Below are 23,497 nucleotides of genomic sequence, written 5' to 3'. Positions count from 1 at the left end.
TTCTATTGTTTTTTCTGTGCAATCGTTTTCGCAATAACAAAGAAAAAAGAGGCTGAATTTCGCAAAACGGATATTTGCAAAAATCAGCCCCATTCAGAGGATATCATGTACATAAACTGCTAACCGCACGGGGACAAACTCACACTACCCGCTTACAAAGCAGGCGAAGTGCTTGTTTAAGTCCCAAAGTAGCGGTAAGTTTATTTGATAACAAACTTTTTGCCATTGCAGATATACATACCTGGAGCCAGAACGTATTCTGCATCAGAAACCTTGTTTACTTCGGCTACCTTCACACCATTGATAGAGTAAATCTTCAACTTAGCAGGAACCTTCTTGCTACCTACCTGGTTGATACCTGTTGAGACAGACTCATTGGTCTTACCGGCAAGGTTATAAACTGCACCGTTTTCGAATTTCAAATCCTTTGTCTGCTGACCACCGCCGTTGTTGAAGATGATCATAGTAGGAGCAGTTGTCAAATCGCCATCATACTTCCACATCCAGACATCCAGACCATTCTTCTTCACACCGGTCTTGGTACATGCTACACCTGGCCAGTTACCACCGGTAAAGTTGTCTGTATTATTCCAAGCCCAGCTGTCTACCTGACTCCAGTCTGAAGGAGCGAGGAAGTAAGCGAAGATACCTGTTGGAGTAGGAATAACTACCTCTTTAATCTTGTTGAAGGTTGAAGAACCTGTCTTGGTTGTACCATCAGCATTGGTTGCACTCCAAGTTACAGTCTTGCTCTCGCCTTCCATCATGTCAGCACCGAGTGTGAATGTAGCAGCCTTACCAGGAGTAAGATTTACCTGCGCACCATCACCAATCTTATACCAACCGCTCTTAGCATTGCTGCTCAGCGTTGCAGTTACAGTGATTGACTTGTCAAATTCACCACCGTTAGGGCTGAAAGCCACCTTAGCAGCAGTTGTCAAATTTGCTGGAGCAGAAATCTTCTTGGCATTTTTACGACCGTCATATTCCAAGTAGGTATCACTTGTAATACCAGTGATGTTACCAGACTGATCACCGCTACCATTATTCAATATTACATTGAAGCTCTCAACGTTATCGAAATCATAAGTCCAGTATTTAGCACCATCAATCTCCTCAGGACCTTTCATCACCTTACCAGGCCATGCACCTGTCAAATTCTTACCGTCAACACCTGTTGTCCAAGCGTGGATGTAAGGAGCCTTGTCAGCCTTCACCATGACCACGATAGATGCGTTAGGATCAACCTTAGTATATGTTACCTTACCAGTCTTCTCCTTGCCTTCAGAGCTTGTTACACTCCAAGTCACTGTCTTGGTATCCTTGAAGTTCATGTCTTCACCGATAGTGAAGGTAACAGGCTTACCAGGGGTCAAATCTACCTTGTCCTGTCCCTCTATCTGATACCAAGCAGACGTAGCATCTTCTGAGGCCTCAGCGGTAACAGTTACCGTATTGGTGCGGAAATTTCCGCCAGCTGGAGAAAGAGAAACGCTTACAGGCGGAAGAGGAGCCTCGTCAACCCAAGTTGTACCAGCCTCTTCATTACCATCATAGGTCTGACCACCCTTATGCTGAGCAGCAGTATCGTAGATGAAAGCACCATCATCAATGAGCTTGCCACCAGTCCAGTCTTTCACGAGTACGCGAACCTGACCCTGAGTATTAGGAGCATCAACAGTGATAGTAGAACCTGTGTAAGTCTTGCCTGTTACCAAGTCTGTATAAGTACCAGCTGGGCAATCTGTGAAAGTAGCACCACCATTGAGGGCTACGAGTGCATAACTGTCCTTATAAGCACGCTTGAAGGCGATACCACCCTTGGCAGGAGTACAACCATCGTCAGTCCACTGACCCTTACGGAGAGCAGGAACAGCCTGACGAATCTTGTTCAGACGGATGAGGTGCTGAGCGACATCATGATTCAATGAGGCAGCCACATTACCAGAAGCCTTGTATTCACCGAAGTCTGATGCTTCTACATCACCTGTGATATAACCACCGAAGTAAGCACGACCAGTTTCAGAAAGAGGACCATTAGGACCTCTGTCAATCACAACATCGCGACGGAAACCTACCTCAGAACCATAATAGAGACATGGGATTCCACGGAAGGTGAACATCAGAGAGAGATTCTCTGCCCACTGAGCGTCTGAGCCGCCAAAACGAGACCCTGACCCAGGACCATAGTCGTGACTGTCAACATATACCACATTATAGGTAGCATCATTATATTTCATATCACCAGTCTTAGCCAAACGGTATGCGGTGGCAGCATTACCGAAGTTGTAGTGCAATGGGAAGTCGATCACATTGAAACCGCTTGACTGAGAATAATCTGGCTCATGCCATGCGCCATTCAGCATAAAGGTATTGTTGCTTTCAGGAGAATTCGCATTATCCTTCTCGCAGAGAGGCATCAGCTTATCATCATAACCAGAACCTGTGTCATAAATTTCCTGAGTATCCCAGTATGCCTGGCTGCCATCAAACTGATCCATCAAGTTCTGTGGAGCCTTCCATGTATAATAAAAAGGTGAAAGGTTGTCCTGACCACGGTACTGCACACCACTGTAACGGGAACAAACCTCACCATACATGAAGAATGGAGCCTTGTTCAATCGCTTGTCCTCGTACTGCTTACCGAGGGCAGCAAACTGAGGAATGAACTGCTTGCAGAAGGTAAGACGTGAGATGTGACCGGATGTATCAATACGGAAACCATCGACACCCATCTTGATGAAATTGCCATAGCATTTGACAAGATATTCAGCCACTGTATTATTCTCAGTATTGAAGTCCACACAGTCACCTGCAATCTGAGCCCACCAACGATTAGGAAAGTCCCAGTTGAAGCTACCCAAATGGTGCCAGTAGTTGTGTGAATCATGATTCTGACCATCTGTATTCTTCATCAGGGCAAGACGACGCTGATACTGTGCCGCAGGCAAAAGACTTGGATAGTCACTACCCAATATTTCTGGATTAGGAATCATACAAGCATTGATGTCTGCCTGATTACGAAGACGGGTATCACGGTCGAACTCCTTGCAAAAATGCTCCTCACCGAAGTTACCGGAGTGGTTGAGCACGATATCGAGGATAATCTTGATACCCTTTTCGTGAGCCTTGTCGATGAGTTCCTGGAACATCACGTCACCACTCTTTTTGCCGTCACCGCTCTGATAACGGCAATCTACCTTGGAGAAATCCGAAGCATGATAGCCGTGGTAGTCATAACCAGACGCATTCTGTACGACAGGAGTAATCCAGATGGCAGTGAAACCTAACGCCTTGATGTAGTCGAGCTTGTCGATGACACCCTGGAAGTCACCTCGCCAACAAGGGTCCTTGGTACTCTTCTGTGCTTCCTGGTTGTCCCAGCAGAGCACATTGTTTTTAGGATCTCCATCGTAGAAACGCGTGGTGATCATGAAGTAAATACTTTCATCTCGGAAATCTGTACGATTAACCGTGAAGCTGTCAGTCGCCATCGCATTAGACGAGGCAAGCAGCAGCATCGCTGCAAAGAGCTTCTTCTTGAACTTTCTCATAATTTTTTTTGAATTAAGTTAAGATATTTAGTCAAATTTTATTCCACTTACAAATTTAATCATAATAAATGATGATAACAAATAAATAAAGCAACTTCTGCTCATTTTTTCGTGCAACCGATTGCATTAATAAGTAAAATAAACAAACACAAACGATTATACGAAAAAAATACGCAAGTTTTCATCTGAAAACTTGCGTATCTAAAAGAGAAAAGAAATTTATTACTTGATAACGTACTTCTTGCCACTGCAAATATAGACACCAGGAGCGAGGATGTACTCAGCATCTGCCATGCTGCCTACCTCAGCTACCTTCACACCATTGATAGAGTAAATCTTCAACTTAGCAGGAGCCTTTTTGCTACCTACCTGGTTGATGCCTGTTGAGACAGACTCATTGGTCTTACCGTTGCGGTCATATACAGCACCATTGACGAAAACCAAATCTTCTGTCTGCTGACCATTACCACCGTTATTGAAGATAATATTAGCAGGAAGTCCTGTCAAGTCACCATCATACTTCCACATCCAGACATCCTTACCATTCTTCTTCTCACCAGTCTTTGTACAAGCTACACCTGGCCATTTATCTTTGCCACCGGTAAAGTTATCTGTATCATTCCAAGCCCAGCAATCTACCTGACTCCAGTCTGAAGGAGCGAGGAAGTAAGCGAAGATACCTGTTGGAGTAGGAATAACCACCTCAGCCTTCTTGTTGAAGGTAGCAGTACCTGTCTTAGCCTTATCCTCTGCATTAGTTGCGCTCCAAGTTACAGTCTTGCTCTCGCCTTCCATCATGTCAGCACCGAGAGTGAAGGTAACTGGCTTACCAGGAGTAAGAGCTACCTGCTCACCATTACCAATCTTGTACCAGCCGCTCTTAGCATTGTCGCTGAGGGTTGCTGTTACAGAGATGGTCTTCTGGAAGTCACCACCGTTAGGACTCAAAGTAACCTTGGCTGTTGTGTTGACAGGAGCATCGAGCGTCTTGACATTTGAACCACCGTCATACTCCAAGTAGATATCGCCTGTGATACCAGTGATGTCACTTGACTGCTTGTCATTACCATTATTCAGAACCACATTGAAGCTCTCTACTCCATCGAAAGTCTTGTACCAGTAGTTGACACCACCAATCTCTTCAGGACCATCCATGGTCTTACCGTGCCATGCACCTGTCAACTCCTTTTTTGGAGTGCCAGGAACCCAAGCATAGATAGTTGGAGCATTGTCTGCCTTTACATATACGGTGATAGATGCGTTAGGATCCACCTTGGTGAAGGATACAGAACCATTCTTCTCACTCTTGTCGTTCTTAGCATACCATGTTACAGTCTTGGTCTGCTTGAAGTTCATACCTTCACCGATAGTGAATGTCTTGGTCTCGCCAGGAGCCAACTCAACCTTGTCCTGACCTTCTACCTGGAACCAGCCTTCAGTAGCCTTACCGCTAAGGCTTACCTCTACAGTAACAGTATTGGTGCGGAAAGTACCACCATTCTGAGAGAACTTCAAACCAAACTCATTAGTCTGTGGCTCAACCCATGTTGTACCATCTTCCTCATGACCATCATAAGCCTGATCAGCCTCTGACTTAGACTTAGGAGCCTCATTATAGATGAAAGGACCATCCTCACCTATCTGACCGCCCTTCCAGTCCTTCACGAGAACACGGAGCTGACCCTGAGTAGCAGGAGCGTCAACGGTGATAGTAGAACCAGTGTATGTTTTGCCTGTTACCACGTCGGTATAAGTACCATCAGGGCAATCTGTGAATGTTGCACCACCATTGATGGCTACGAGTGCATAGCTGTCATTCTTGTAAGCACGCTTGAAGGCGATACCGCCATCAGCAGGAGTACAACCCTCGTCGGTCCACTGACCCTTACGCAAAGCAGGAACAGCCTGACGAATCTTGTTCAGACGGATGAGGTGCTGAGCTACATCATGATTCAAAGTTGCAGCCACATTACCTGTTGCCTTGTAGTCACCGAAATCAGATGCTTCTACATCACCAGTGAGGTAACCACCGAAGTAAGCACGACCAGTTTCAGAAAGAGGACCGTGAGGACCTCTGTCAATCGGAGCACCGCGACGGAAACCTACCTCAGAACCATAATAGAGACATGGAATACCACGGAAGGTAAACATCAGAGAGAGATTCTCTGCCCACTGAGCATCATCACCAGAGAAACGGAATTGGTCGTTGGTTTGCTGAGGACCGTAGTCGTGGCTATCTACATATACTACATTATAAGTAGCATCATTATATTTCTTGTCACCTGACTTTGCCAAACCGTATGCGGCGGCAGCATTACCGAAGTTGTAGTGCAATGGGAAGTCGATCACATGGAAACCGCTTGCCTGAGAATAGTCTGGCTCATGCCACTTACCATTCACCATAAAGGTATTGTCGCTTGTTGGTGTTGGGGCATTGTCTGACTCACAGAGAGCCATCTGATGGTCATCTACACCTGTACCGCCATTGGCTTTATCAAAGAGTACCTGTGTATCCCAGTAAGACTGGCTGCCATCCCATTTGTCGAGCAAGTCCTTTGGAGCCTGCCATGTGTAATAATAGCAAGAGAGGTTCTCCTGACCACGGTATGTGACATCACTGTAACGGGCACAAACCTCACCATACATAAAGAAAGGTGCCTTGTTCAATCGCTTGTCCTCATACTGCTTACCGAGGGCTGTAAACTGAGGAATGAACTGCTTGCAGAAGGTAAGACGTGAGATGTGACCAGATGTATCGATACGGAATCCATCGACACCCATCTTGATAAAGCTGCCATAGCACTTCACAAGATAATCTGCTACGTAGTCATTCTCGGTATTCAGATCCACGCAGTCGCCTGCAATCTGAGCCCACCAGCGGTTAGGATAATCCCAGTTGAAGTCACCAAAGTGGTGCCAGTAGTTGTGAACATCCTCGTTCTTACCACGGACGTTCTTCAACAAGCCAAGACGACGCTGATACTGCTCATAAGGGACACTTGTAAGGTAGTCGGAACCCAACTTCTCCTCGTTAGGAATCATACAAGCATTGATGAGTGCCTGAGTTTCCAAGTCGGTATTACGGTCAAACTCCTTGCAGAGTGTCTGCTCACCGAAGTTACCGGTGTGGTTGAGCACGATGTCGAGGATGATCTTGATACCCTTTTCGTGAGCCTTGTCAATGAGTTCCTGGAACATGGCGTCACCGTCCTTGCTACCATCGCTGCTCTGATAGCGGCAGTCTACATGCTGGAAATCCATGGCATGATAACCGTGGTAATCATAACCAGATGCGTTCTGCACTACTGGTGTAATCCAGATGGCTGTAAAACCAAGCGCCTTGATGTAGTCGAGTTTGTCGATGACACCCTGGAAGTCGCCTCGCCAGCAAGGGTCTTTTGTTTTGATCTGCTCTGACTGGTTGTCCCAGCAGAGCACATTGTTTCCTGTGTCACCATCGTAGAAACGCGTGGTCATCATAAAATAGATACTTTCGTCTCGGAAGTCAGTACGATTGCTAGTAAACGTGTCTGTAGCCATCGTCTGCATGGAGACTAACATGAGCATTAAAACCGCCCATAATTTTGCGGCAAGTTTTTTCATAATGAAATTGTTAAGTTTAAAATTGAATAGTTGAATAATTACACCGCAAAATTACAAACTATTTCTATCCGCCCAACAAGATATTTCACTTTTCTGCTGATATTTTTGTGCAATCGATTTCACAAATATTAAGAAAAAGAGGCTGGATTCTGTAAACCAAATATTTACAAAATCCAGCCCCTTTAAGAGTATATAATTAATATAACGGGCGCGCCAGAAAATAGTAAAGAATATTGTATTTTTGGCTTGTCCGAAATCAAATTCAGAGGTTTTCAGCCTCTTGCAACCAGATGGCTGAAGCTGCATCACTAGGCATACGCCAGTCGCCACGAGGGCTGAGGCTTACGCTACCTACTTTCGGGCCATCTGGCAGACAACTGCGCTTGAACTGCTGATTGAAGAAACGGCGCACGAAGGTCTTCAGCCACTTCTTAATGGTTTCCTCATCATAGCTGTCAGGATCATTATCACTGATCTTTACACGCTCCAGTTCGGAATCAACAAATGCCTTCTTTGCCAACATGTAAATCTTGGAAGGACGGAAACCGAAACGCAGGAAATAGTAGAGGAAGAAATCATGCAGTTCGTATGGTCCCACCAAATCTTCCGTCTTCTGCTTGATATTTCCATTCTCATCTGCCGGAATCAACTCTGGACTGATAGGCGTATCGATGATATCACGAAGAGTGATGCGGCTCTGTTCGTCTACCCCACTCTCTGCTACATGATTTACGAGATGTCGGATCAGGGTTTTAGGAATGCTGGCATTCACGCCATACATGCTCATGTGGTCACCATTATAGGTAGCCCATCCTAATGCCAACTCTGAAAGGTCGCCGGTACCGATAACCATACCACCCATCTTATTGGCTAAATCCATCAGGATCTGGGTACGTTCACGAGCCTGGGAATTCTCGTAAGTCACATCATGCACACTGGCATCCTGACCGATGTCCTCAAAGTGCTGGGTTACAGCCTTGGCGATGCTGATTTCCTTAATGGTAATACCAAGACTCTGCATCAGCGAAATAGCATTATTGTAGGTTCTGTCTGTGGTTCCGAATCCCGGCATAGTGACACCTACGATACCCTTTCGGTTCATTTTGAGTTTATCAAAAGCTTTTACACAAACGAGTAAGGCCAACGTAGAATCCAAACCGCCGCTAATACCGATTACAACGGTCTTGGCATGGGTATGAACGATACGCTTGGCTAGTCCCATGAGTTGGATATTGAAAATTTCCTCGCAGGAGGCATTCATATCGCTGCTGGTAGGAATAAACGGATGAGGATTCACCTCACGCTCCAACACAAAATCGCGTTCATTCTCGGTTGGTTCTGCTTCGATATTACGGATATTGAACTGACCGCCGAGAACAGAATATTTAATGTTGCGCTGGGCATTAACATAAGTAGAATTCGTACGACGCTCAGAGCGGAGTTTCTCTACATCTATCTGTGAGATAACCATCTGCGGTTCAATAGAGAAACGTTCACTCTGTGAAAGTAAAACTCCATTCTCATAAATCAGGGCATTTCCACCATAAACCACATCCTGCGTACTCTCACCGAAACCGCAGGAACTGTAGATATATCCGGTCATGGTACGGGCACTCTGCTGGCTGAGCAGACTCTTCAGATAATGATGTTTTCCGATGAGTTCGTCGCTTGCAGAAAGATTGAAAATCAAGTCTGCTCCTGCTAGCGCCAGTTTGTTGCTAGGAGGAGCCGGAGCCCATACATCTTCGCAGATTTCCACACCAAACTGTACGCCATCGAAAGTTTGAAAAATCTGAACATCAGGCGTCAGTTTCACCTTATGTCCGGCATAACGGACTTCGCAATCTCTCAGGTCCTGAGCCGAGGCAAACCAGCGTTTCTCATAAAACTCGCTGTAGTTTGGAAGATATGTCTTCGGTACAATACCGAGAATCTGTCCATGCTGGATAACGATACCACAATTGAGCAACAAGTCGCCCGCTATCACCGGCGCACCTACGATAGAGATGACATCGAGTTTGCGGGTGAAATCAAGCAACATCATCACCGCCTGCTCAGATGATTCGAGAAGCATCTGCTGACGGAAGAGATCCTGACAGGAATAGCCCGTAATAGAGAGTTCCGGAAATGTAATGATCTCTACACCCTTTCCCTCAGCCAGCGCTATCTGTTCCTCTATCTGCTGGGTATTGAAAATGACATCACCCACCTTTACGGCAGGGATGGCACTAGCTACCTTAATAAATCCGTACTTCATAATAAATTACTTTATTGTTACCTGTGTAGCACCATAGCCATACTCCTGGAAAGAAGCATCCTGATAGGTGCAACTCTTATAGCGATAGTTCAACTCATGAATGAGCGTCTGGCGCAACACACCTTCGCCCTTTCCATGAATAAAGATAATTTTCTGTCCCTTCTTTTTCTTATATTCCTCCATGGTCTTCTTGAAGATATCCATCTGATAATGAAGAATATCGGCAGAATTCATTCCAGCAGTTGTTTCAAGCACTTCATCCGCATGAAGATCTATCACAAGGGTACCATCATCCTTCTTGCTCTTCTTCTTGCTGGTGTTGGCGACAACCTTCTCATCCTTATACATCTGCTCTTTCAGACGCTTGGAATCGATAACCAGCGGACGGGCTATTTCATCGTTCTCTACAATCGTTAAGAGATAGGCTGGAGTCTCGAAGAAAGCGTTCTCCTCGAAAAGATGAAGTTTGTAGAATTTCACGGGATCGAGACGGAACTGAACATCTGTTGCCGGCTTCAGGAGAAATGGCTTGTCCTTCTTGTAAGCTATCATCTGGATGGCGATATGCTCCATCTCGTTCAGAGCCTCACGACCGAATTCCTCGATGAAGAGTTTGGTGTTCGGTTCTATTTCTCCCTCTGCTTTCAGAGTCCATGCATTTCCCTCAGCCACGAGATAGGTATAGTGGAGATAGTAGTTGCTGTCATTCACCATATAGGTCTCGAAACGGGTATTGGTTACGTCCTTGATGTTGATAGGTACAAAGGCGAGATAAGCACTGAGTTTGTTGCCACCCGTACGTTCCTCAACCGGTTTCACAAAGGTTATCTCACGGTCGGCAGCATCATATTCCTCTACATCCATATCCACTTCATCGTGATCATTCAAGATGGCCTTGATACTCCGGCTGTCCTGATGCAGTTCGGTATTGGCATGCTCCTCAGCCTTCTGCTGCGCATCCATCTTAGCCGAAATCATCTTGCCCATGGAGTATTCATCCTGCTCCACCACAACCACCTCGTTGATAGGCATCGGAATCTCAAAACCATCCTCATCCTCAACGAGCACAATATTTTTACCTTGGAAGCCGGCAACCTTTCCGCCACCCACTTCGCTCAAGAATCTGACTTTATCTCCTTTTTTCATAATCTATTAATAATTTGTAATTGCAAAGATACAAAAGATATTGCAAAACAGGGCTTATTTTAATATTTTTAATGCTACTGATAAAAATAATCCAGTAAAAGATGCACCATGTTAGATATTTTTCCGTATCTTTGCAAAGAAAAAGAAATAGTAACGAACCCTTTAAACTGAAAAGTTATGATTACATTTCCTTGCGCCAAGATCAATCTTGGTTTAAATATAGTTAGCAAGCGGAAAGATGGATACCACAATCTTGAAACGGTGTTCTACCCTATTCCGCTGACCGATGCACTTGAAATCAAGCTCATGGGCGATGAATTCCCTAGCGATGTTCCTTGTGATCTGAAGATTACAGGTAACGCAGTGGATTGCGATGAACAGAACAATCTCGTTGTAAAGGCTTATAATCTCCTGGCTGCCGACTTCAGGATTCCACGCATCCATGCTCACCTGGTAAAGCGTATTCCTTCGCAGGCAGGTTTGGGTGGCGGTTCTGCCGATGCAGCCTTCATGATCCGTTTGCTTGACGAGCGTTTCCGTCTCAACATCGGTAATCCGGAGATGGAAAGATATGCTGCCAAGCTGGGCGCAGACTGCGCCTACTTCATTTCTGCTGACCCCGAGGATGGCGATACTGCTTGCTATGCAGAAGGTATCGGAGAAGAACTGATGCCGGTAAGTGGTCCTGGCGATAATCTGAGGGGCTATCATCTGGTTGTGGTGAAGCGCGATGACATTGCCGTCAGCACCAAAGAGGCTTATGCAGCCATCACCCCACAGGCACCAGCCAAATGTTGCCGCGACATTGTACGCCAGCCTATCGAGACTTGGAAAGAGGAACTTGTCAACGATTTTGAGGCACCTATCTTCAAGATGCACCCGGAACTGGCAGAAATCAAACAGAAGCTGTACAACCTGGGTGCCTTATATGCAGCGATGAGTGGTAGCGGAAGTGCCATCTTCGGTATCTTCAAGCATAAACCTGCAAATATCGAGGAACAGTTCGAAGGAATGTTCTGTAAAATAATGAAACTTTAATTTAGTTAATAGTTTACTCTAAATATAATGAACGAAGAAACACATCAGAAACTGATGACTATCAAGCGAAGCTTCCGCTTGCTGATGAACGGTCCGGGATCGCAATCTATGCGCGATAAGGGACTGGGATATAAACTGAATTGGGGAGTACCATTCTATGAACTGAAAAAGATGGCTGAGGAATATGGTAAAGACTATGACCTCGCCATCGAACTGTGGAAGGAAGATATCCGGGAGTGCAAGATTCTGGCTACACTCATCATGCCTGCCGATAAGATGCTTCCTGAAATCACAGATTTATGGATGGAACAGGTACAGAGTCAGGAGATGGCAGAGATGCTTGCCTTCAACCTTTTGCAGCACGTAGATTATGCGCCTGTCATCGCCTACCAGTGGATAGCAAGTGACAAGCCGCTCTATGAGATTGCCGGTTTCCAGCTCCTTGCCCGTCTTTTTGCCAATGGGAAAGAGCCTAACGAGCGTGGCATCAACGAATTCCTGGATCAGGCTGCTGCAGCATTGCAGGGTGACAACATGGGAATAAAACATGCTGCCTCTAATGCGGTTCTCCGTTTCTGCGACTTCGGTGAAGATTTCGAGAAAATTGCAAGAGGCGCACTCAAGGGTATCTACGAGATTTAACGGTTCTGCTGACGCGGTCAGAAACAGGCCACAACCCTGCTGAAAATATGTCCCGACGTAGCATTTGCTGCGTCCCGACATACAAAAAAATACGTCCCGATGCAGCAAATGCTACGTCGGGACGTATTTTTATGGCTATTTTCGTCATTACATGAAATACTTCTGGTATTCGTTTTCGAAGTTCGGAGTAAAAACACCCTTGCCGATGTTTTCGCTGATTTCATCCTTGGTCCAGAATCTACCACCGGCCAATTCTTCCTGGCTCGGATTCACCTCGCCATCATATACACAGCGATGTACATAAACCAGTTCCTTTTCCCGCTGACTCTCAAAGACATAATGTCCAAGAGATTCCGGTTCAAAATCGGTGATTCCCAATTCTTCCCTTACCTCGCGATGCAATGCCTGACTCACACTTTCGCCTAAATCTACATGACCGCCGCAGGCTGTATCCCATTTATCCGGCTGGATATCCTTCCAGGCTGGACGATGCTGCAGATACAGATCACCCCGGCTGTTGAATACATGCAGATGAACAACCGGATGCAATATCTTGCTTCCGTCATGGGCATGGCCGCGGGTAACAGCGCCCAGGATGTTGCCCATTTCATCTACTATCGGAAATTCCTCGTTCTTATTATCTATCATCGTTTTTTTAAAGTTTATAGTTAACAGTTTATAGCGGCTTCGCCGTATAGCATGGTTGCCGTATAGCAAGATTGCCCTATAAACTATCAACTCTTAACTATTAACTTTCTAAAGCGTTCCGTATTCATCAGAGTAGCGCAACATCTGGTCGACATAGCTCTCCTCGTAATCCAATACTACGTCTGTAATTTCGCCTTCTTCATCCATCTCCAGTGTCATCTTCGGGTTGATGAATCCCTTGTATGGAGCGAGATTCAGTTTCTTGTATCTTGCCAGTATCTCGCGGTGCAATTCCGGATCAATATTCACGGCATACTTCTCAACCAACAGGCGGGCAGCCTCGAAATCGCCCTCGCTCTTGATGCGCTGAATTTCAGCAAGCAACTCACCGAAGAGATGGCGGAGCTTGGCATAATCATTAATCTTCACATAAGTCTTCGTCGTAATGATATTGCCCTCACTGTCCTTCAAAGCATCCTCGGCAGAAGCATAGTTCATATCCATCTTCACCAGTTCCACAGCACCCTCGGCATGTTCCATCACCCACCAGGCTATCAGCGCACGGTTGCGCATGTGGGCTTCCTCTATCTTGTCGCCTTCCTTGATGCGGATGGTCTGGGTGAGCAGACCGTTCATCAGATAACCGTAATACTGAGCCTTGTATGCCTCATCATTCGGAGTCAGACCCAGTTCTACCAATTTATGGTCGGCTACATAATAGAGTCCGAAAAGATCGGCTCTCGCCTCTTCTATCGTACTGCCATACGCCTTCAGTGCATCAGGGTCGGTACCAGGCAAAAGCTGTCCGCTACCATGTCCCAGACACTCATGCAGGTCGGTATGCAGATCATCTGTAATATCTTCGTACTGATTCATCAGACTGATGGTATCCTCGTCGATAACGAATTCATTGCGGAAACCATTGCCTTGAGCTGCCTTGTTATATGCCTCGGTCAGATTACCGATGGTCACACTCTTAGAACCATATTCCTGACGGATCCAGTTGGCATTCGGAAGATTGATGCCGATGGCAGAAGCTGGATACTCTTCGCCACCCAACATCGCCGCACAGATGACATTGGCTGTAACACCCTTCACCTCCGGCTTGCGGAAACGTGGGTCTACAGGTGAATGGTCCTCAAACCACTGGGCATTCTGACTGATGGTCTGGGTGCGCTTCGTAGCTTCAAGATCCTTATATTCTACGATGCCTTCCCAAGTACCTTTCAGTCCGAGCGGATCGCCATACACTTCAATAAATCCGTTGATGAAATCAATCATTCCCTCATGCTGCTGCACCCAGGCAATGCTGTAACGGTCGAAATCCTTGAGATCGCCTGTACGATAATACTTCACCAGGAGATCGATGAGATGTTTCTGTTCCTCATTTTCTGCATATTTCTGAGCACGGAGCAACCAGGAAACAATCTCCTTGATAGCTGCGCCATAGAGTCCGTCTTCGGTCCATTTCAGCTCCACCAGTTCACCATTACGCTTGGTCAGTTTAGAGTTCAGACCATAAGAAGGAGCCTGTTCGTTGCCCTCTTCCTTCATCCTGGCATAGAAACGTTCTACTTCTGTCTGAGAAACATTCTCATAGAAATTGCAGGCTGAAGTCTGTACCAGATCCTCGCCATCCGTCTGATTCACGCGCTTAGGCATGACTTCCGGATTGAAGATGACAGGCACCAGAATGCCCAACAGGTCTTCCTTGCTCTGCCCCTTGGAAAGAGGCAGGTATTCATCGGCTACAGCCCCAACCATCTCATAGAAAGATTCCTCTGAAAATCCTGGCACAAACTTTTCACATCCATAGTGATGATGAATGCCGCTGGCAAACCAGACACGCTTCAGATAAACTTCGAAAGCCTTGAAATCTTCGCTTTCTCGATTACCCTCGTAATGACGGTATACAGCCTCCAGGGTTTTACGGATGCGCAGGTTGTATTTGCCCTGCTGGTCGAAGGTAATATCTCGTCCCAAGAGGGTTGCCTTCGACAAGCAATAAATATAAATTTTCTGTGTGAGCGACAGGTTTTCGAAACCCTTCAGCTCATAACGGAGCATCTGGATATCGGCAAATCGCTCTTGAGTGTTTACATTACATTTTGCCATTTTTATCTGTTTTTACCATGCAAAAGTAATACATTTTTTCCACATACCAAACTTTTCCTCCTGTTTTTCGCTCTTTGCAAAGTTTTTTACTTGAAATATGCACTTTTTCTTGGAGAAAACTTTTATTTATGCAGATTATTCATTACCTTTGCATGAAAAACAAAACAAAAACATGCCGGTAAAGGCAGAAAACATAAAACGGCAATCATGCAGATAAACGAGATATTAAAAAGCTATTTTGGATACGATTCCTTCCGCCCCAACCAGGAGGCGATTATCAGAGAGGTAATGCAGGGACACGACTGTCTGGTTCTCATGCCGACTGGTGGTGGAAAGAGTCTGTGCTACCAGGTTCCCGCATTAGCAATGGAAGGTACCGCTGTGGTCATTTCACCGCTCATCAGTCTGATGCACGACCAGGTGGAGGCACTCAAGGCAAACGGTATCCCGGCAGAGGCACTGAACAGCGGAAACGACACGACCGATGAACTCATCATCCGCCGCCGATGCGAGAAGGGAGAACTGAAACTCCTTTATGTTTCGCCCGAAAAACTCATCAGCGAGATACCTTATTTATTCAGCAACATCAAGATTTCGCTCTTTGCCGTTGACGAGGCCCACTGCATCAGTCAGTGGGGACACGATTTCCGTCCGGAGTATTCGCAACTCGGTATGCTGCACGAGAATTTCCGCAATGTCCCGGTGATGGCGCTCACAGCCACAGCCGACAAGATAACACGCGAAGATATCATACGCCAGCTTCATCTCAATGGGCAGACGTTCGTAAGCAGTTTCGACCGCCCCAACCTCTCCCTCACCGTAAGACAGGAGAGCACCAAAAAGGCAAAGCTCCAATACATCACCCGCTTCATCAGTAATCATCCGGAAGAAGCAGGCATCATCTACTGTCTCTCCCGCAAGAACACCGAAATGGTAGCTCAGGAACTTATCGATTTGGGGATCAATGCCGCAGCCTATCACGCCGGAATGACTGCCCAGACCAGAGCATCAGTACAGGAGCGGTTCAAGATGGACCAGATTCAGGTGGTATGTGCTACCATCGCTTTCGGAATGGGCATCGACAAGAGCAATGTGCGCTGGGTAATCCACTATAATATGCCTAAAAGCATAGAGAGTTTCTATCAGGAAATAGGTAGAGCCGGAAGAGATGGAGCACCATCAGATACCGTGCTGTTCTATTCGATGGCCGACATCATCACCCTCCGTTCTTTCTGTGAAGAAAGCGGACAGCGTGATGTGAATATGGAGAAACTGCGCCGCATGGAGGAATATGCCGAATCGAGAGTATGCCGACGACGCATTCTGCTGAATTATTTTGGCGAGACATCATCCTGCAACTGCGGCAACTGTGATGTTTGCAAGAATCCTCCACGCACCTTCGACGGCACCATCAGAGCCCAGAAAGCCCTGAGTGCCGTGGTCCGTTCGGGTGAGCATATTGCAGTAGGTACCTGCATCGAGATTCTGAGAGGCATGCATTCTTCTGCCGTTGTGAAAAACAAATACAACGAGATGAAAACCTTCGGTGTGGGCAGGGATACAACATCTAAGGACTGGAATGCTTATCTGCTGCAGATGCTGCAGATGGGATTCTTCGAGATTGCCTACAACAACCACAACTACATGAAGGTTACCGATTTAGGCTGGAAGGTACTGAAGGGAGAACATCATGTTTCACTGGCTTATATCGAAGAAGATGATAAAGCCACCCGCCCACAGAAAACGGTACGCAACAGGAAGGGCGCTATCGCCCAGCCGGGAAATCTCATTCCTGAGGTGCATGCCGAACGTGTCATCTTCCAGGAAGACTCGAAAGGCGTGGAAGACAAAGGGCTCTTTGAACACCTCAGAAAGATACGCAAGAACCTTGCCGACGAACAGGGTTATCCTCCATATATCGTACTCAGCGACAAGAGCCTTCATGAACTCGCAAGAATGAAACCTACCACCAAGAATGCCATGAGCCTGATCAGTGGTATCGGAGAATTCAAGCTCAATAAATATGGCGATACCTTCATCAAGGCTATCAGGAAATATACAGGACTATAACAGGAGAATATCTCCAAAAGATATTTTCATAACCTTCGGAGATAATTTCATAACCTTCGGAGATATTTTCGTAACTAAGGGAGATAATACCCATAACTAAGGGAGATAGCATTCGTAACTAAGGGAGATAGCATTCGTAACTAAGGGAGATAGTATTCGTAACTAAGGGAGATAAAAAAATCGGGATGTCTGCAAGTTCAGAACTGCAAACATCCCGATTTAATTTTATAGATTGAAGAGATGCGCAACTTAGTTGTTTACGCTACCTCCCACTATATCAAGCAATTCATTAGTAATGGCCTGTTGACGACTCTTGTTGTACTGCAAGTTAAGTTCGCGCAAGAGTTCATCGGCATTATCCGTAGCGGTCTGCATGGCCACCATTCTGGCAGCATGCTCACTCGCCTGGCTATCCAGCAACGCTGTATAAATCATCAGACGAAGCTGCTTAGGAATCAAGACTCCCAAAACAGTCTCCAAGTCTGGCTCTACAATGAAGTCATCATTCAGAGGTTTTGCCTCAGAACTCTGGCGTCCGTCAGCTTCAGCCTGCTTTTGGCGCAGATATTCCTGAGCCTTTGCCGTAGCCACATTAGAGGTAAGGTCACGATCGTTGTCCACTCCTATCGCCTCAGTGCTGAGGTCAATAGGCAAGAAAGTCTTGCGGGTCAGAATCTGTGAACCGGCACTCTTAAAGTGATGATAAATCATCTCCACCTTATCGAGCTCACCAGCAGCATACTGCTTGGCAAGTGAATGGGCGATATCTGCACAGGCGCTGGCATGAGGATGATCGGCAAGATCATTAAAGTTACCGCCAATCTTCAAACCCAGTTTCTGTGCCTTCTCTGCCACTTTTCGTCCGATAGGATATACCGTGATGTCGTCAATGCCTTGAGCCTTATACTCGTCCACCGCATGCATCATCATCTTGATAACGTTGGAATTGAATCCACCACACAAGCTGCTGTTAGAACTGTATACCACAAGAGCTACACGCTTGGTCTCCTTGTGCTCCAACTGCAACGGATGGTCGACATTCGGAGTACTTACCAGGAAACTCTTGAGGATATGTTCCAGCATATTTCCATAAGGCAGCATATTCTGGATAGCTACCTGAGCATGATGCAACTTACTGGAAGCCACCATCTTCATCGCACTCGTAATCTTACGGGTACTGTTAACGCTGGCTATGCGAGTTTTTATCTCTTTTAATGACGGCATAGGCTATTACGCTTTATATTGTCCTGCAACATTAGCCATGGTCTCCTCGACTGCCTTAATGGCATCGTCGGTGAGTTTACCATCGCCCAAAGTCTCAATCACATCAGCGTGCTGGCTGCGCATTGCATCGAGGAACTGATCCTGACAGTCGCGAACCTTATCCATTGGCACGTCGTGCATCAATCCGTGAACACCACAATAGAGAATAGCTACCTGCTCGCCTACCGGCATTGGGCGGTACTGAGGCTGAACCAGCAACTGGTCGTTCTTACGGCCACGGTCCAGAGTCATCGCTGTTACGGCATCCATATCGCTAGAGAACTTAGAGAAGGCTTCCAGCTCACGATACTGAGCCATATCAATCTTCAGTGTACCAGCCACCTTTTTCATACTCTTGATCTGGGCAGAACCACCTACACGAGATACGGAGATACCTACGTTGATAGCTGGACGGAAGCCCTGGTTGAAGAGGTCGGTCTCAAGGAAGATCTGACCGTCGGTGATGGAAATCACGTTGGTTGGGATGTATGCTGATACGTCACCAGCCTGTGTTTCGATGATAGGAAGGGCTGTCAAAGAACCACCACCCTTAACGTGACCCTTCATGCACTCTGGAAGGTCGTTCATCTGCTCGGCTACCTCCTGCTGGTCGTTGATACGAGCGGCACGCTCCAACAGACGAGAGTGGAGATAGAAGACATCACCAGGATAAGCCTCACGTCCAGATGGACGGCGAAGGATCAGAGATACCTCACGGTAAGCCACAGCCTGCTTACTCAAGTCATCGTATACTACGAGAGCTGAGTAACCGCGGTCGCGGAAGTACTCACCGATAGCTGCACCGGCAAATGGTGCGTAATACTGCATGGCTGCAGGATCGGCAGCGGTAGCACTTACGATAATGGTATATGGCAGGGCGCCATGCTCCTTGAGGTTCTGTACCAATGCTGCAACGGTAGATGCTTTCTGACCGATAGCTACATAGATACAATATACTGGCTTGCCAGCCTCATAGAAACTCTTCTGGTTGATGATGGTATCCACTGCGATGGCAGTCTTACCGGTCTGACGGTCACCGATGATCAACTCACGCTGTCCACGACCGATAGGAATCATAGAGTCTACCGCCTTCAAACCAGTCTGAAGAGGTTCCTTTACTGGCTGACGATAGATTACACCAGGTGCCTTGCGATCCAAAGGCATCTCGAAAGAATCGGTGAGGTCGATGTCACCCAGACCATCAATAGCCTGACCCAGAGGGTTTACGACACGTCCGAGGAAGTTGTCGTTTACGCGGATAGAAGCGATACGGTGTGTACGCTTCACGCTCTGTCCCTCCTTGATGCCAGCTGTAGGACCTAAGAGGACACAACCTACATTGTCTTCCTCCAAGTTCATGACGATAGCCATGGTTCCGTTCTCAAACTCAAGAAGTTCATTAGCCTCGGCATTGCGCAGACCATAGATACGAGCCACGCCATCGCTGACGGTAAGCACGGTACCCACCTCGTCAAACTGCTGAGAGCCATTAACCTCCTGGAGCTGCTGCTGAAGAACCTCAGACACCTCACTTGGTTTAATTTTATCTGACATTTTGTTATTTACTTTAATTGTTAAATGAGGAGTTAAGGAGTTGAAAGAAGTTAAAGGAGTTAAGACAATAGCTTATCTTATATCCAGTTTTCTCTCATTATCAAGAAGTCCTCCTGTTTTATCAGGATAAAGGTGTTGTCTTAACTCCTTTAACTTCTTAAATTCTTAACTACTCAAAAAAATTACTTTTTGAGCTGTGTCAGAATGTTGTTGAGCTTAGTCTTTACGCTCGCATCCATTCTGTAAGTATCATACTCAAGGATGAAACCGCCAATCAGTTCAGGGTTCACCTCGGTCTTGAACTCCACAGTACCTTTCGTTCTCTGCTCCACCATCTTGCGCATCTTATCCTCCGTAGAGGCGTCAACGGCAGTGGCGGTGATCAGCTTACCGCGGATGATGTTCTTCTGTTTCCTGTAAAGAGTGATATACGAAGCAGCCATGAATTGCAGGGTGCTCTCCCTATCCTCTTTCAAGACGAGAGCGATAAACTTCTTGCTCAGTTCCGTAGGCTCTTTGCCCAGGGCTGTGATGAGAAGTGCCTCTTTCTTGTCTTTGGAAAGCATAGGGTTGTCTATCGTAAATCTCAGTTCAGGCACGTCGATGTAGCTCTTAAAGAGCGTCTGCATCTCCTGGTAGACCTGATCTTCGAGCTTCATGCCGAGTGCAGCCTTGATGAGAGCACGGGCATAACGCACCGATATTACACCTATATCCATAAGCTTTACTATTTGTTGTCAGAAGAAACCTCGTCCAGCAGTCGATTTATCATATCCATCTGTGCCTTGTCGTCAGAGAGCTTAGCCTTGAGCACCTTCTCTGCAATCTGAACAGAGAGTTCGGCTACCTGGCCGCGGATTTCACGAATGGCGTTCTGCTTCTCGGTCTCAATCTGCTTCTTGGCATCAGAGAGGAGACGAGCGCCTTCTTCGCGTGCTTTATCCTGTGCTTTCTCTACAATGGCATCGCGGGTTTCGGCAGCCTCCTTGAGGAGGGCAGCCTGCTTCTCGCGAGCTTCCTGCAAGATGGATTCACCTTCTTTTTGGATATTGGCAAGCTTCTCGTTGGCTTCGTGAGCCTTCTTCAGACTATCATCAATGAAAGCCTTGCGCGCTATCACCATGCCAATGATGGCTGGGAAGCCAAACTTGGCAAGGATGACAAAGACGATGATGAAGACCAGCGTCATCCAGAAGAGCAAACCGCTATCAGGAATTAATAAATCCATATATACTGGTTAAAGTTTTACTTAAACGTTTTATTTTAACTAACTCTATAATCATCTCTATCATGCCCCGGAAAGACATCAGGCTGATGCCTGAGGTTTCCTTTGGGGCAGATGATAGTGACAGATGAGATGATTACATAACGATTGCCAGGATGGCGATGATGACAGCGAAGAACGCAACACCCTCAACCAACGCAGCTGCGATAATCATAGAAGAACGGAGGTCGCCCATCTTCTCTGGCTGGCGTGCCATAGCATCCATAGCCTGGCCACCGATACGACCAATACCAATACCTGCGCCAATTGCGGCCAAACTTGCGCCGATTGCGGCACCTAACTTTGCAAGAGCATCTGCTGCTAATAAAAGTGATAACATAATCTTAAAATTTAAGTTGTTAATATTTTCTTTGTTTATTATCTGAATGAAATTAGATCCGTAATCTATAAGCTATAAACTATAAATTATAAACTATAAACTACTTCACTACCTCTGGCTCTGCCTCATGAGGCTTTACATGAGCCAGCGAGATGAATACTGCACTCAGCATGGTGAATACCAATGCCTGAATGTAGCTTACCAAAACTTCGAGGAGCATCATGAAGACACTCATCGCAACACTTACTACTGTCATACCCGTACCCGCCAGATAGTTGGTGATGGCATCTTCACTGATGTTGAACATAATGAAGATGATAGCTGCAAAGGCAAGAGCAATTGCGTGACCAGCCATCATGTTGGCGAAGAGTCGGATAATCAGAGCCAACGGTTTCGTGAAGATACCGAAAAGCTCGATGAATGGCATCAGTGGCACAGGGACCTTCAACCAGGTTGGTACCTCTGGCCAGAAGATTTCCTTCCAGTATTCTTTGGTACCGGTAAAGTTGGTGATGAGGAATGTCGTTACACCGAAGAATGCGGTGCAGGCGATATTACCCGTCAGGTTACCACCACCCGGAGGGAATGGTACGATACCCATGATGTTGGCAACGAAGATGAAGAAGAAGCAAGTAAGCAACCATGGTGCGTACTTTGGCGCCTCCTTACCGAGCGTAGCCTTGATCACATCCTCATATACCGACATGACGAACATGTGCATCAGTCCTACAAATCCCTTAGGTGCCGGATCATCTATCTTGTGCTTCTTGCACCAGCGAGCTGGAATCAGAATACAAACCAACAGGATGATAGCATCGATGAAGAGCACGCAAACGGTCTTCGTGATGGAGATGTCGAGAGGACGAACCTCCTGGCCACCTACCTTCTCTACTATCTTGTTGGGATTCGTCTGTGCATCACCGTTCTTGATCACCAGATTATAAGGTCCGGGACGGTCGCCGTTGGCGTCTCTTTCTTCAGAGAATTCGCTGCTGCAGAACACGTGCCAGCCCGAAGTGGTGTTAACGATGATTGGCAGATGAATCACTACGGGATGATCTCCCACCTTGGTGATATGCCATTCATAAGAATCCTTGATATGACCCCACAATATCTCTTTCACATCGATGTTCTCCTTAGCCGATACCTGCAGAGGTGCCAGCGTGAAGAGCAGCATCGCCATCAAGAGGAATTGCTTGAGATGTTTCATATTCTTTAATTCTTACTTTTGTTTATTAATTATTTGTTTCAGAACCGCTTATGAAAGACGGTTCTTTTTCTCTACCCGAGCGAAGTAGATGCAGTCGAACACGAGAAGTACGACATAGAAAAGGGCGAAGATGGCGGTAAAGCCTAGAATATTCTGCTTGTCGCATACCAGCACATAGATGAGAAATACCAATGTACCGGCTACCATCTTGATGACCAGCGCCGCCATGTAGAACTTGGCGAGATTGGCTGGCGATGACTTTGCAACAGCCTTCCATGCTTCACCATAAGCAGTACTTGCAACGAGTGAGAATATCGCACTCACTACCAGCGGGTTAACAACCTGGGCTATCATATCATCGCATTGAGCAGATAATCTGCAGGCAAAGAGCACGGCAAGAGCCACTGCTGCTGTAAGCCACAAAGAAATCTGCTTATACCTGATGCTCGCCTGTCTGATAGTCTGCAAGCGCAACTTTTCGTCTTTTTCCATTATTCTATTTTATCAATATAGCTGTCAACTATTAACTGTCAACTATTAACTAAATTATACTTCTACACAAAGGCTTACTTCGTTTTTCTTACATTCCACGAATCCGCCCTTGATGTTCATTACCTGCTTGCCTTCACTGGTGGTGTATTCCACCTTGCCCACTTCGAGCGAAGAGATGATAGGCGCGTGATCCTTGAGAATCTCGAACGAGCCGAGGGTTCCCGGAACCAGTACGCTCTCTACCTCACCCTGGAAGACTACTTTCTCAGGAGATACTATCTTTAGCTGTAACATAAGCCGT

General features: G+C 46.4%; 17 protein-coding genes. 3 read left to right on the top strand and 14 right to left on the bottom strand.

The annotated features are described in order from the left end of the window. Positions 1-200: 200 nt before the first annotated feature. From FO447_RS02995 to FO447_RS02980, 4 genes are all read right to left on the bottom strand, one after another. Positions 201-3,554 (bottom strand): alpha-amylase family glycosyl hydrolase, encoded by a 3,354-nt coding sequence (locus FO447_RS02995; RefSeq protein WP_200757569.1) that lies wholly within the window; start codon positions 3,552-3,554, stop codon positions 201-203. Positions 3,555-3,776: 222 nt separating this feature from the next. Next, positions 3,777-7,121, bottom strand: coding sequence for an alpha-amylase family glycosyl hydrolase (locus tag FO447_RS02990; RefSeq protein ID WP_234699051.1), 3,345 nt, complete (start codon positions 7,119-7,121; stop codon positions 3,777-3,779). A 298-nt stretch (positions 7,122-7,419) separates the two neighbouring features. After that, complete coding sequence (locus FO447_RS02985) at positions 7,420-9,414, bottom strand: NAD(+) synthase (protein ID WP_118416174.1); 1,995 nt, start codon at positions 9,412-9,414, stop codon at positions 7,420-7,422. A 6-nt stretch (positions 9,415-9,420) separates the two neighbouring features. Further along, positions 9,421-10,560 (bottom strand): DUF2027 domain-containing protein, encoded by a 1,140-nt coding sequence (locus tag FO447_RS02980; protein WP_200757568.1) that lies wholly within the window; start codon positions 10,558-10,560, stop codon positions 9,421-9,423. A 177-nt stretch (positions 10,561-10,737) separates the two neighbouring features. Here FO447_RS02980 and ispE point away from each other — a divergent pair, with 177 nt between their 5' ends. Next, the gene (ispE, locus tag FO447_RS02975; RefSeq protein ID WP_200757567.1) at positions 10,738-11,598 is read left to right on the top strand and encodes a 4-(cytidine 5'-diphospho)-2-C-methyl-D-erythritol kinase; all 861 of its coding nucleotides are present in this window, start codon (positions 10,738-10,740) and stop codon (positions 11,596-11,598) included. Between the two features lie 27 nt (positions 11,599-11,625). Beyond that, on the top strand, positions 11,626-12,240 hold the full coding sequence (locus tag FO447_RS02970) for a DNA alkylation repair protein (RefSeq protein WP_118141462.1): 615 nt from the start codon (positions 11,626-11,628) through the stop codon (positions 12,238-12,240). 147 nt (positions 12,241-12,387) lie between these two features. Here the strand turns inward: FO447_RS02970 and FO447_RS02965 are convergent, their stop codons facing one another. Together FO447_RS02965 and FO447_RS02960 are read right to left on the bottom strand one after the other, a co-directional pair. Continuing rightward, complete coding sequence (locus FO447_RS02965; protein ID WP_200757566.1) at positions 12,388-12,888, bottom strand: NUDIX hydrolase; 501 nt, start codon at positions 12,886-12,888, stop codon at positions 12,388-12,390. A gap of 108 nt (positions 12,889-12,996) precedes the next feature. Next, on the bottom strand, positions 12,997-15,003 hold the full coding sequence (locus tag FO447_RS02960) for a dipeptidyl-peptidase 3 family protein (RefSeq protein ID WP_200757565.1): 2,007 nt from the start codon (positions 15,001-15,003) through the stop codon (positions 12,997-12,999). Positions 15,004-15,210: 207 nt separating this feature from the next. On the opposite strand from FO447_RS02960, the gene recQ reads away from it, so the two are divergent. Then, positions 15,211-17,073: a DNA helicase RecQ gene (gene recQ / locus FO447_RS02955; RefSeq protein WP_118066554.1), complete on the top strand. Its 1,863-nt coding sequence runs from the start codon at positions 15,211-15,213 to the stop codon at positions 17,071-17,073. 249 nt (positions 17,074-17,322) lie between these two features. Here recQ and FO447_RS02950 read toward each other — a convergent pair whose 3' ends face one another. From FO447_RS02950 to atpC, 8 genes are all read right to left on the bottom strand, one after another. Further along, positions 17,323-18,297 (bottom strand): F0F1 ATP synthase subunit gamma, encoded by a 975-nt coding sequence (locus FO447_RS02950; RefSeq protein ID WP_022121946.1) that lies wholly within the window; start codon positions 18,295-18,297, stop codon positions 17,323-17,325. A gap of 6 nt (positions 18,298-18,303) precedes the next feature. Next, a complete protein-coding gene (atpA, locus tag FO447_RS02945) occupies positions 18,304-19,890 on the bottom strand; it encodes a F0F1 ATP synthase subunit alpha (RefSeq protein WP_117692831.1) in 1,587 nt (528 codons plus the stop codon). A 182-nt stretch (positions 19,891-20,072) separates the two neighbouring features. Then, complete coding sequence (locus FO447_RS02940; RefSeq protein WP_022121944.1) at positions 20,073-20,609, bottom strand: F0F1 ATP synthase subunit delta; 537 nt, start codon at positions 20,607-20,609, stop codon at positions 20,073-20,075. Positions 20,610-20,617: 8 nt separating this feature from the next. After that, positions 20,618-21,118 (bottom strand): F0F1 ATP synthase subunit B, encoded by a 501-nt coding sequence (gene atpF, locus FO447_RS02935; RefSeq protein ID WP_117692829.1) that lies wholly within the window; start codon positions 21,116-21,118, stop codon positions 20,618-20,620. 133 nt (positions 21,119-21,251) lie between these two features. Continuing rightward, positions 21,252-21,494, bottom strand: coding sequence for an ATP synthase F0 subunit C (atpE, locus tag FO447_RS02930; RefSeq protein ID WP_022253225.1), 243 nt, complete (start codon positions 21,492-21,494; stop codon positions 21,252-21,254). Positions 21,495-21,594: 100 nt separating this feature from the next. Continuing rightward, the gene (gene atpB / locus FO447_RS02925; protein WP_117692827.1) at positions 21,595-22,704 is read right to left on the bottom strand and encodes a F0F1 ATP synthase subunit A; all 1,110 of its coding nucleotides are present in this window, start codon (positions 22,702-22,704) and stop codon (positions 21,595-21,597) included. Between the two features lie 48 nt (positions 22,705-22,752). Then, positions 22,753-23,196 (bottom strand): hypothetical protein, encoded by a 444-nt coding sequence (locus FO447_RS02920; RefSeq protein WP_117692825.1) that lies wholly within the window; start codon positions 23,194-23,196, stop codon positions 22,753-22,755. A gap of 54 nt (positions 23,197-23,250) precedes the next feature. Then, on the bottom strand, positions 23,251-23,490 hold the full coding sequence (gene atpC, locus FO447_RS02915; RefSeq protein ID WP_118151860.1) for an ATP synthase F1 subunit epsilon: 240 nt from the start codon (positions 23,488-23,490) through the stop codon (positions 23,251-23,253). Between the last annotated feature and the right edge of the window lie 7 nt (positions 23,491-23,497).

Origin of the sequence: Segatella copri (assembly GCF_015074785.1) — a bacterium.
In the GTDB taxonomy this organism is placed as follows: domain Bacteria; phylum Bacteroidota; class Bacteroidia; order Bacteroidales; family Bacteroidaceae; genus Prevotella.
This window is presented reverse-complemented; position numbering and strand designations above follow the sequence as displayed.

Excerpts from the sequence above, each read along its gene's own strand:
- FO447_RS02995 (WP_200757569.1), bottom strand. The coding sequence starts at position 3,554 with ATGAGAAAGTTCAAGAAGAAGCTCTTTGCAGCGATGCTGCTGCTTGCC.
- FO447_RS02990 (WP_234699051.1), bottom strand. The coding sequence starts at position 7,121 with ATGCTCATGTTAGTCTCCATGCAGACGATGGCTACAGACACGTTTACT.
- FO447_RS02985 (WP_118416174.1), bottom strand. The coding sequence starts at position 9,414 with ATGAAGTACGGATTTATTAAGGTAGCTAGTGCCATCCCTGCCGTAAAG.
- FO447_RS02980 (WP_200757568.1), bottom strand. The coding sequence starts at position 10,560 with ATGAAAAAAGGAGATAAAGTCAGATTCTTGAGCGAAGTGGGTGGCGGA.
- ispE (WP_200757567.1), top strand. The coding sequence starts at position 10,738 with ATGATTACATTTCCTTGCGCCAAGATCAATCTTGGTTTAAATATAGTT.
- FO447_RS02970 (WP_118141462.1), top strand. The coding sequence starts at position 11,626 with ATGAACGAAGAAACACATCAGAAACTGATGACTATCAAGCGAAGCTTC.
- FO447_RS02965 (WP_200757566.1), bottom strand. The coding sequence starts at position 12,888 with ATGATAGATAATAAGAACGAGGAATTTCCGATAGTAGATGAAATGGGC.
- FO447_RS02960 (WP_200757565.1), bottom strand. The coding sequence starts at position 15,003 with ATGGCAAAATGTAATGTAAACACTCAAGAGCGATTTGCCGATATCCAG.
- recQ (WP_118066554.1), top strand. The coding sequence starts at position 15,211 with ATGCAGATAAACGAGATATTAAAAAGCTATTTTGGATACGATTCCTTC.
- FO447_RS02950 (WP_022121946.1), bottom strand. The coding sequence starts at position 18,297 with ATGCCGTCATTAAAAGAGATAAAAACTCGCATAGCCAGCGTTAACAGT.
- atpA (WP_117692831.1), bottom strand. The coding sequence starts at position 19,890 with ATGTCAGATAAAATTAAACCAAGTGAGGTGTCTGAGGTTCTTCAGCAG.
- FO447_RS02940 (WP_022121944.1), bottom strand. The coding sequence starts at position 20,609 with ATGGATATAGGTGTAATATCGGTGCGTTATGCCCGTGCTCTCATCAAG.
- atpF (WP_117692829.1), bottom strand. The coding sequence starts at position 21,118 with ATGGATTTATTAATTCCTGATAGCGGTTTGCTCTTCTGGATGACGCTG.
- atpE (WP_022253225.1), bottom strand. The coding sequence starts at position 21,494 with ATGTTATCACTTTTATTAGCAGCAGATGCTCTTGCAAAGTTAGGTGCC.
- atpB (WP_117692827.1), bottom strand. The coding sequence starts at position 22,704 with ATGAAACATCTCAAGCAATTCCTCTTGATGGCGATGCTGCTCTTCACG.
- FO447_RS02920 (WP_117692825.1), bottom strand. The coding sequence starts at position 23,196 with ATGGAAAAAGACGAAAAGTTGCGCTTGCAGACTATCAGACAGGCGAGC.
- atpC (WP_118151860.1), bottom strand. The coding sequence starts at position 23,490 with ATGTTACAGCTAAAGATAGTATCTCCTGAGAAAGTAGTCTTCCAGGGT.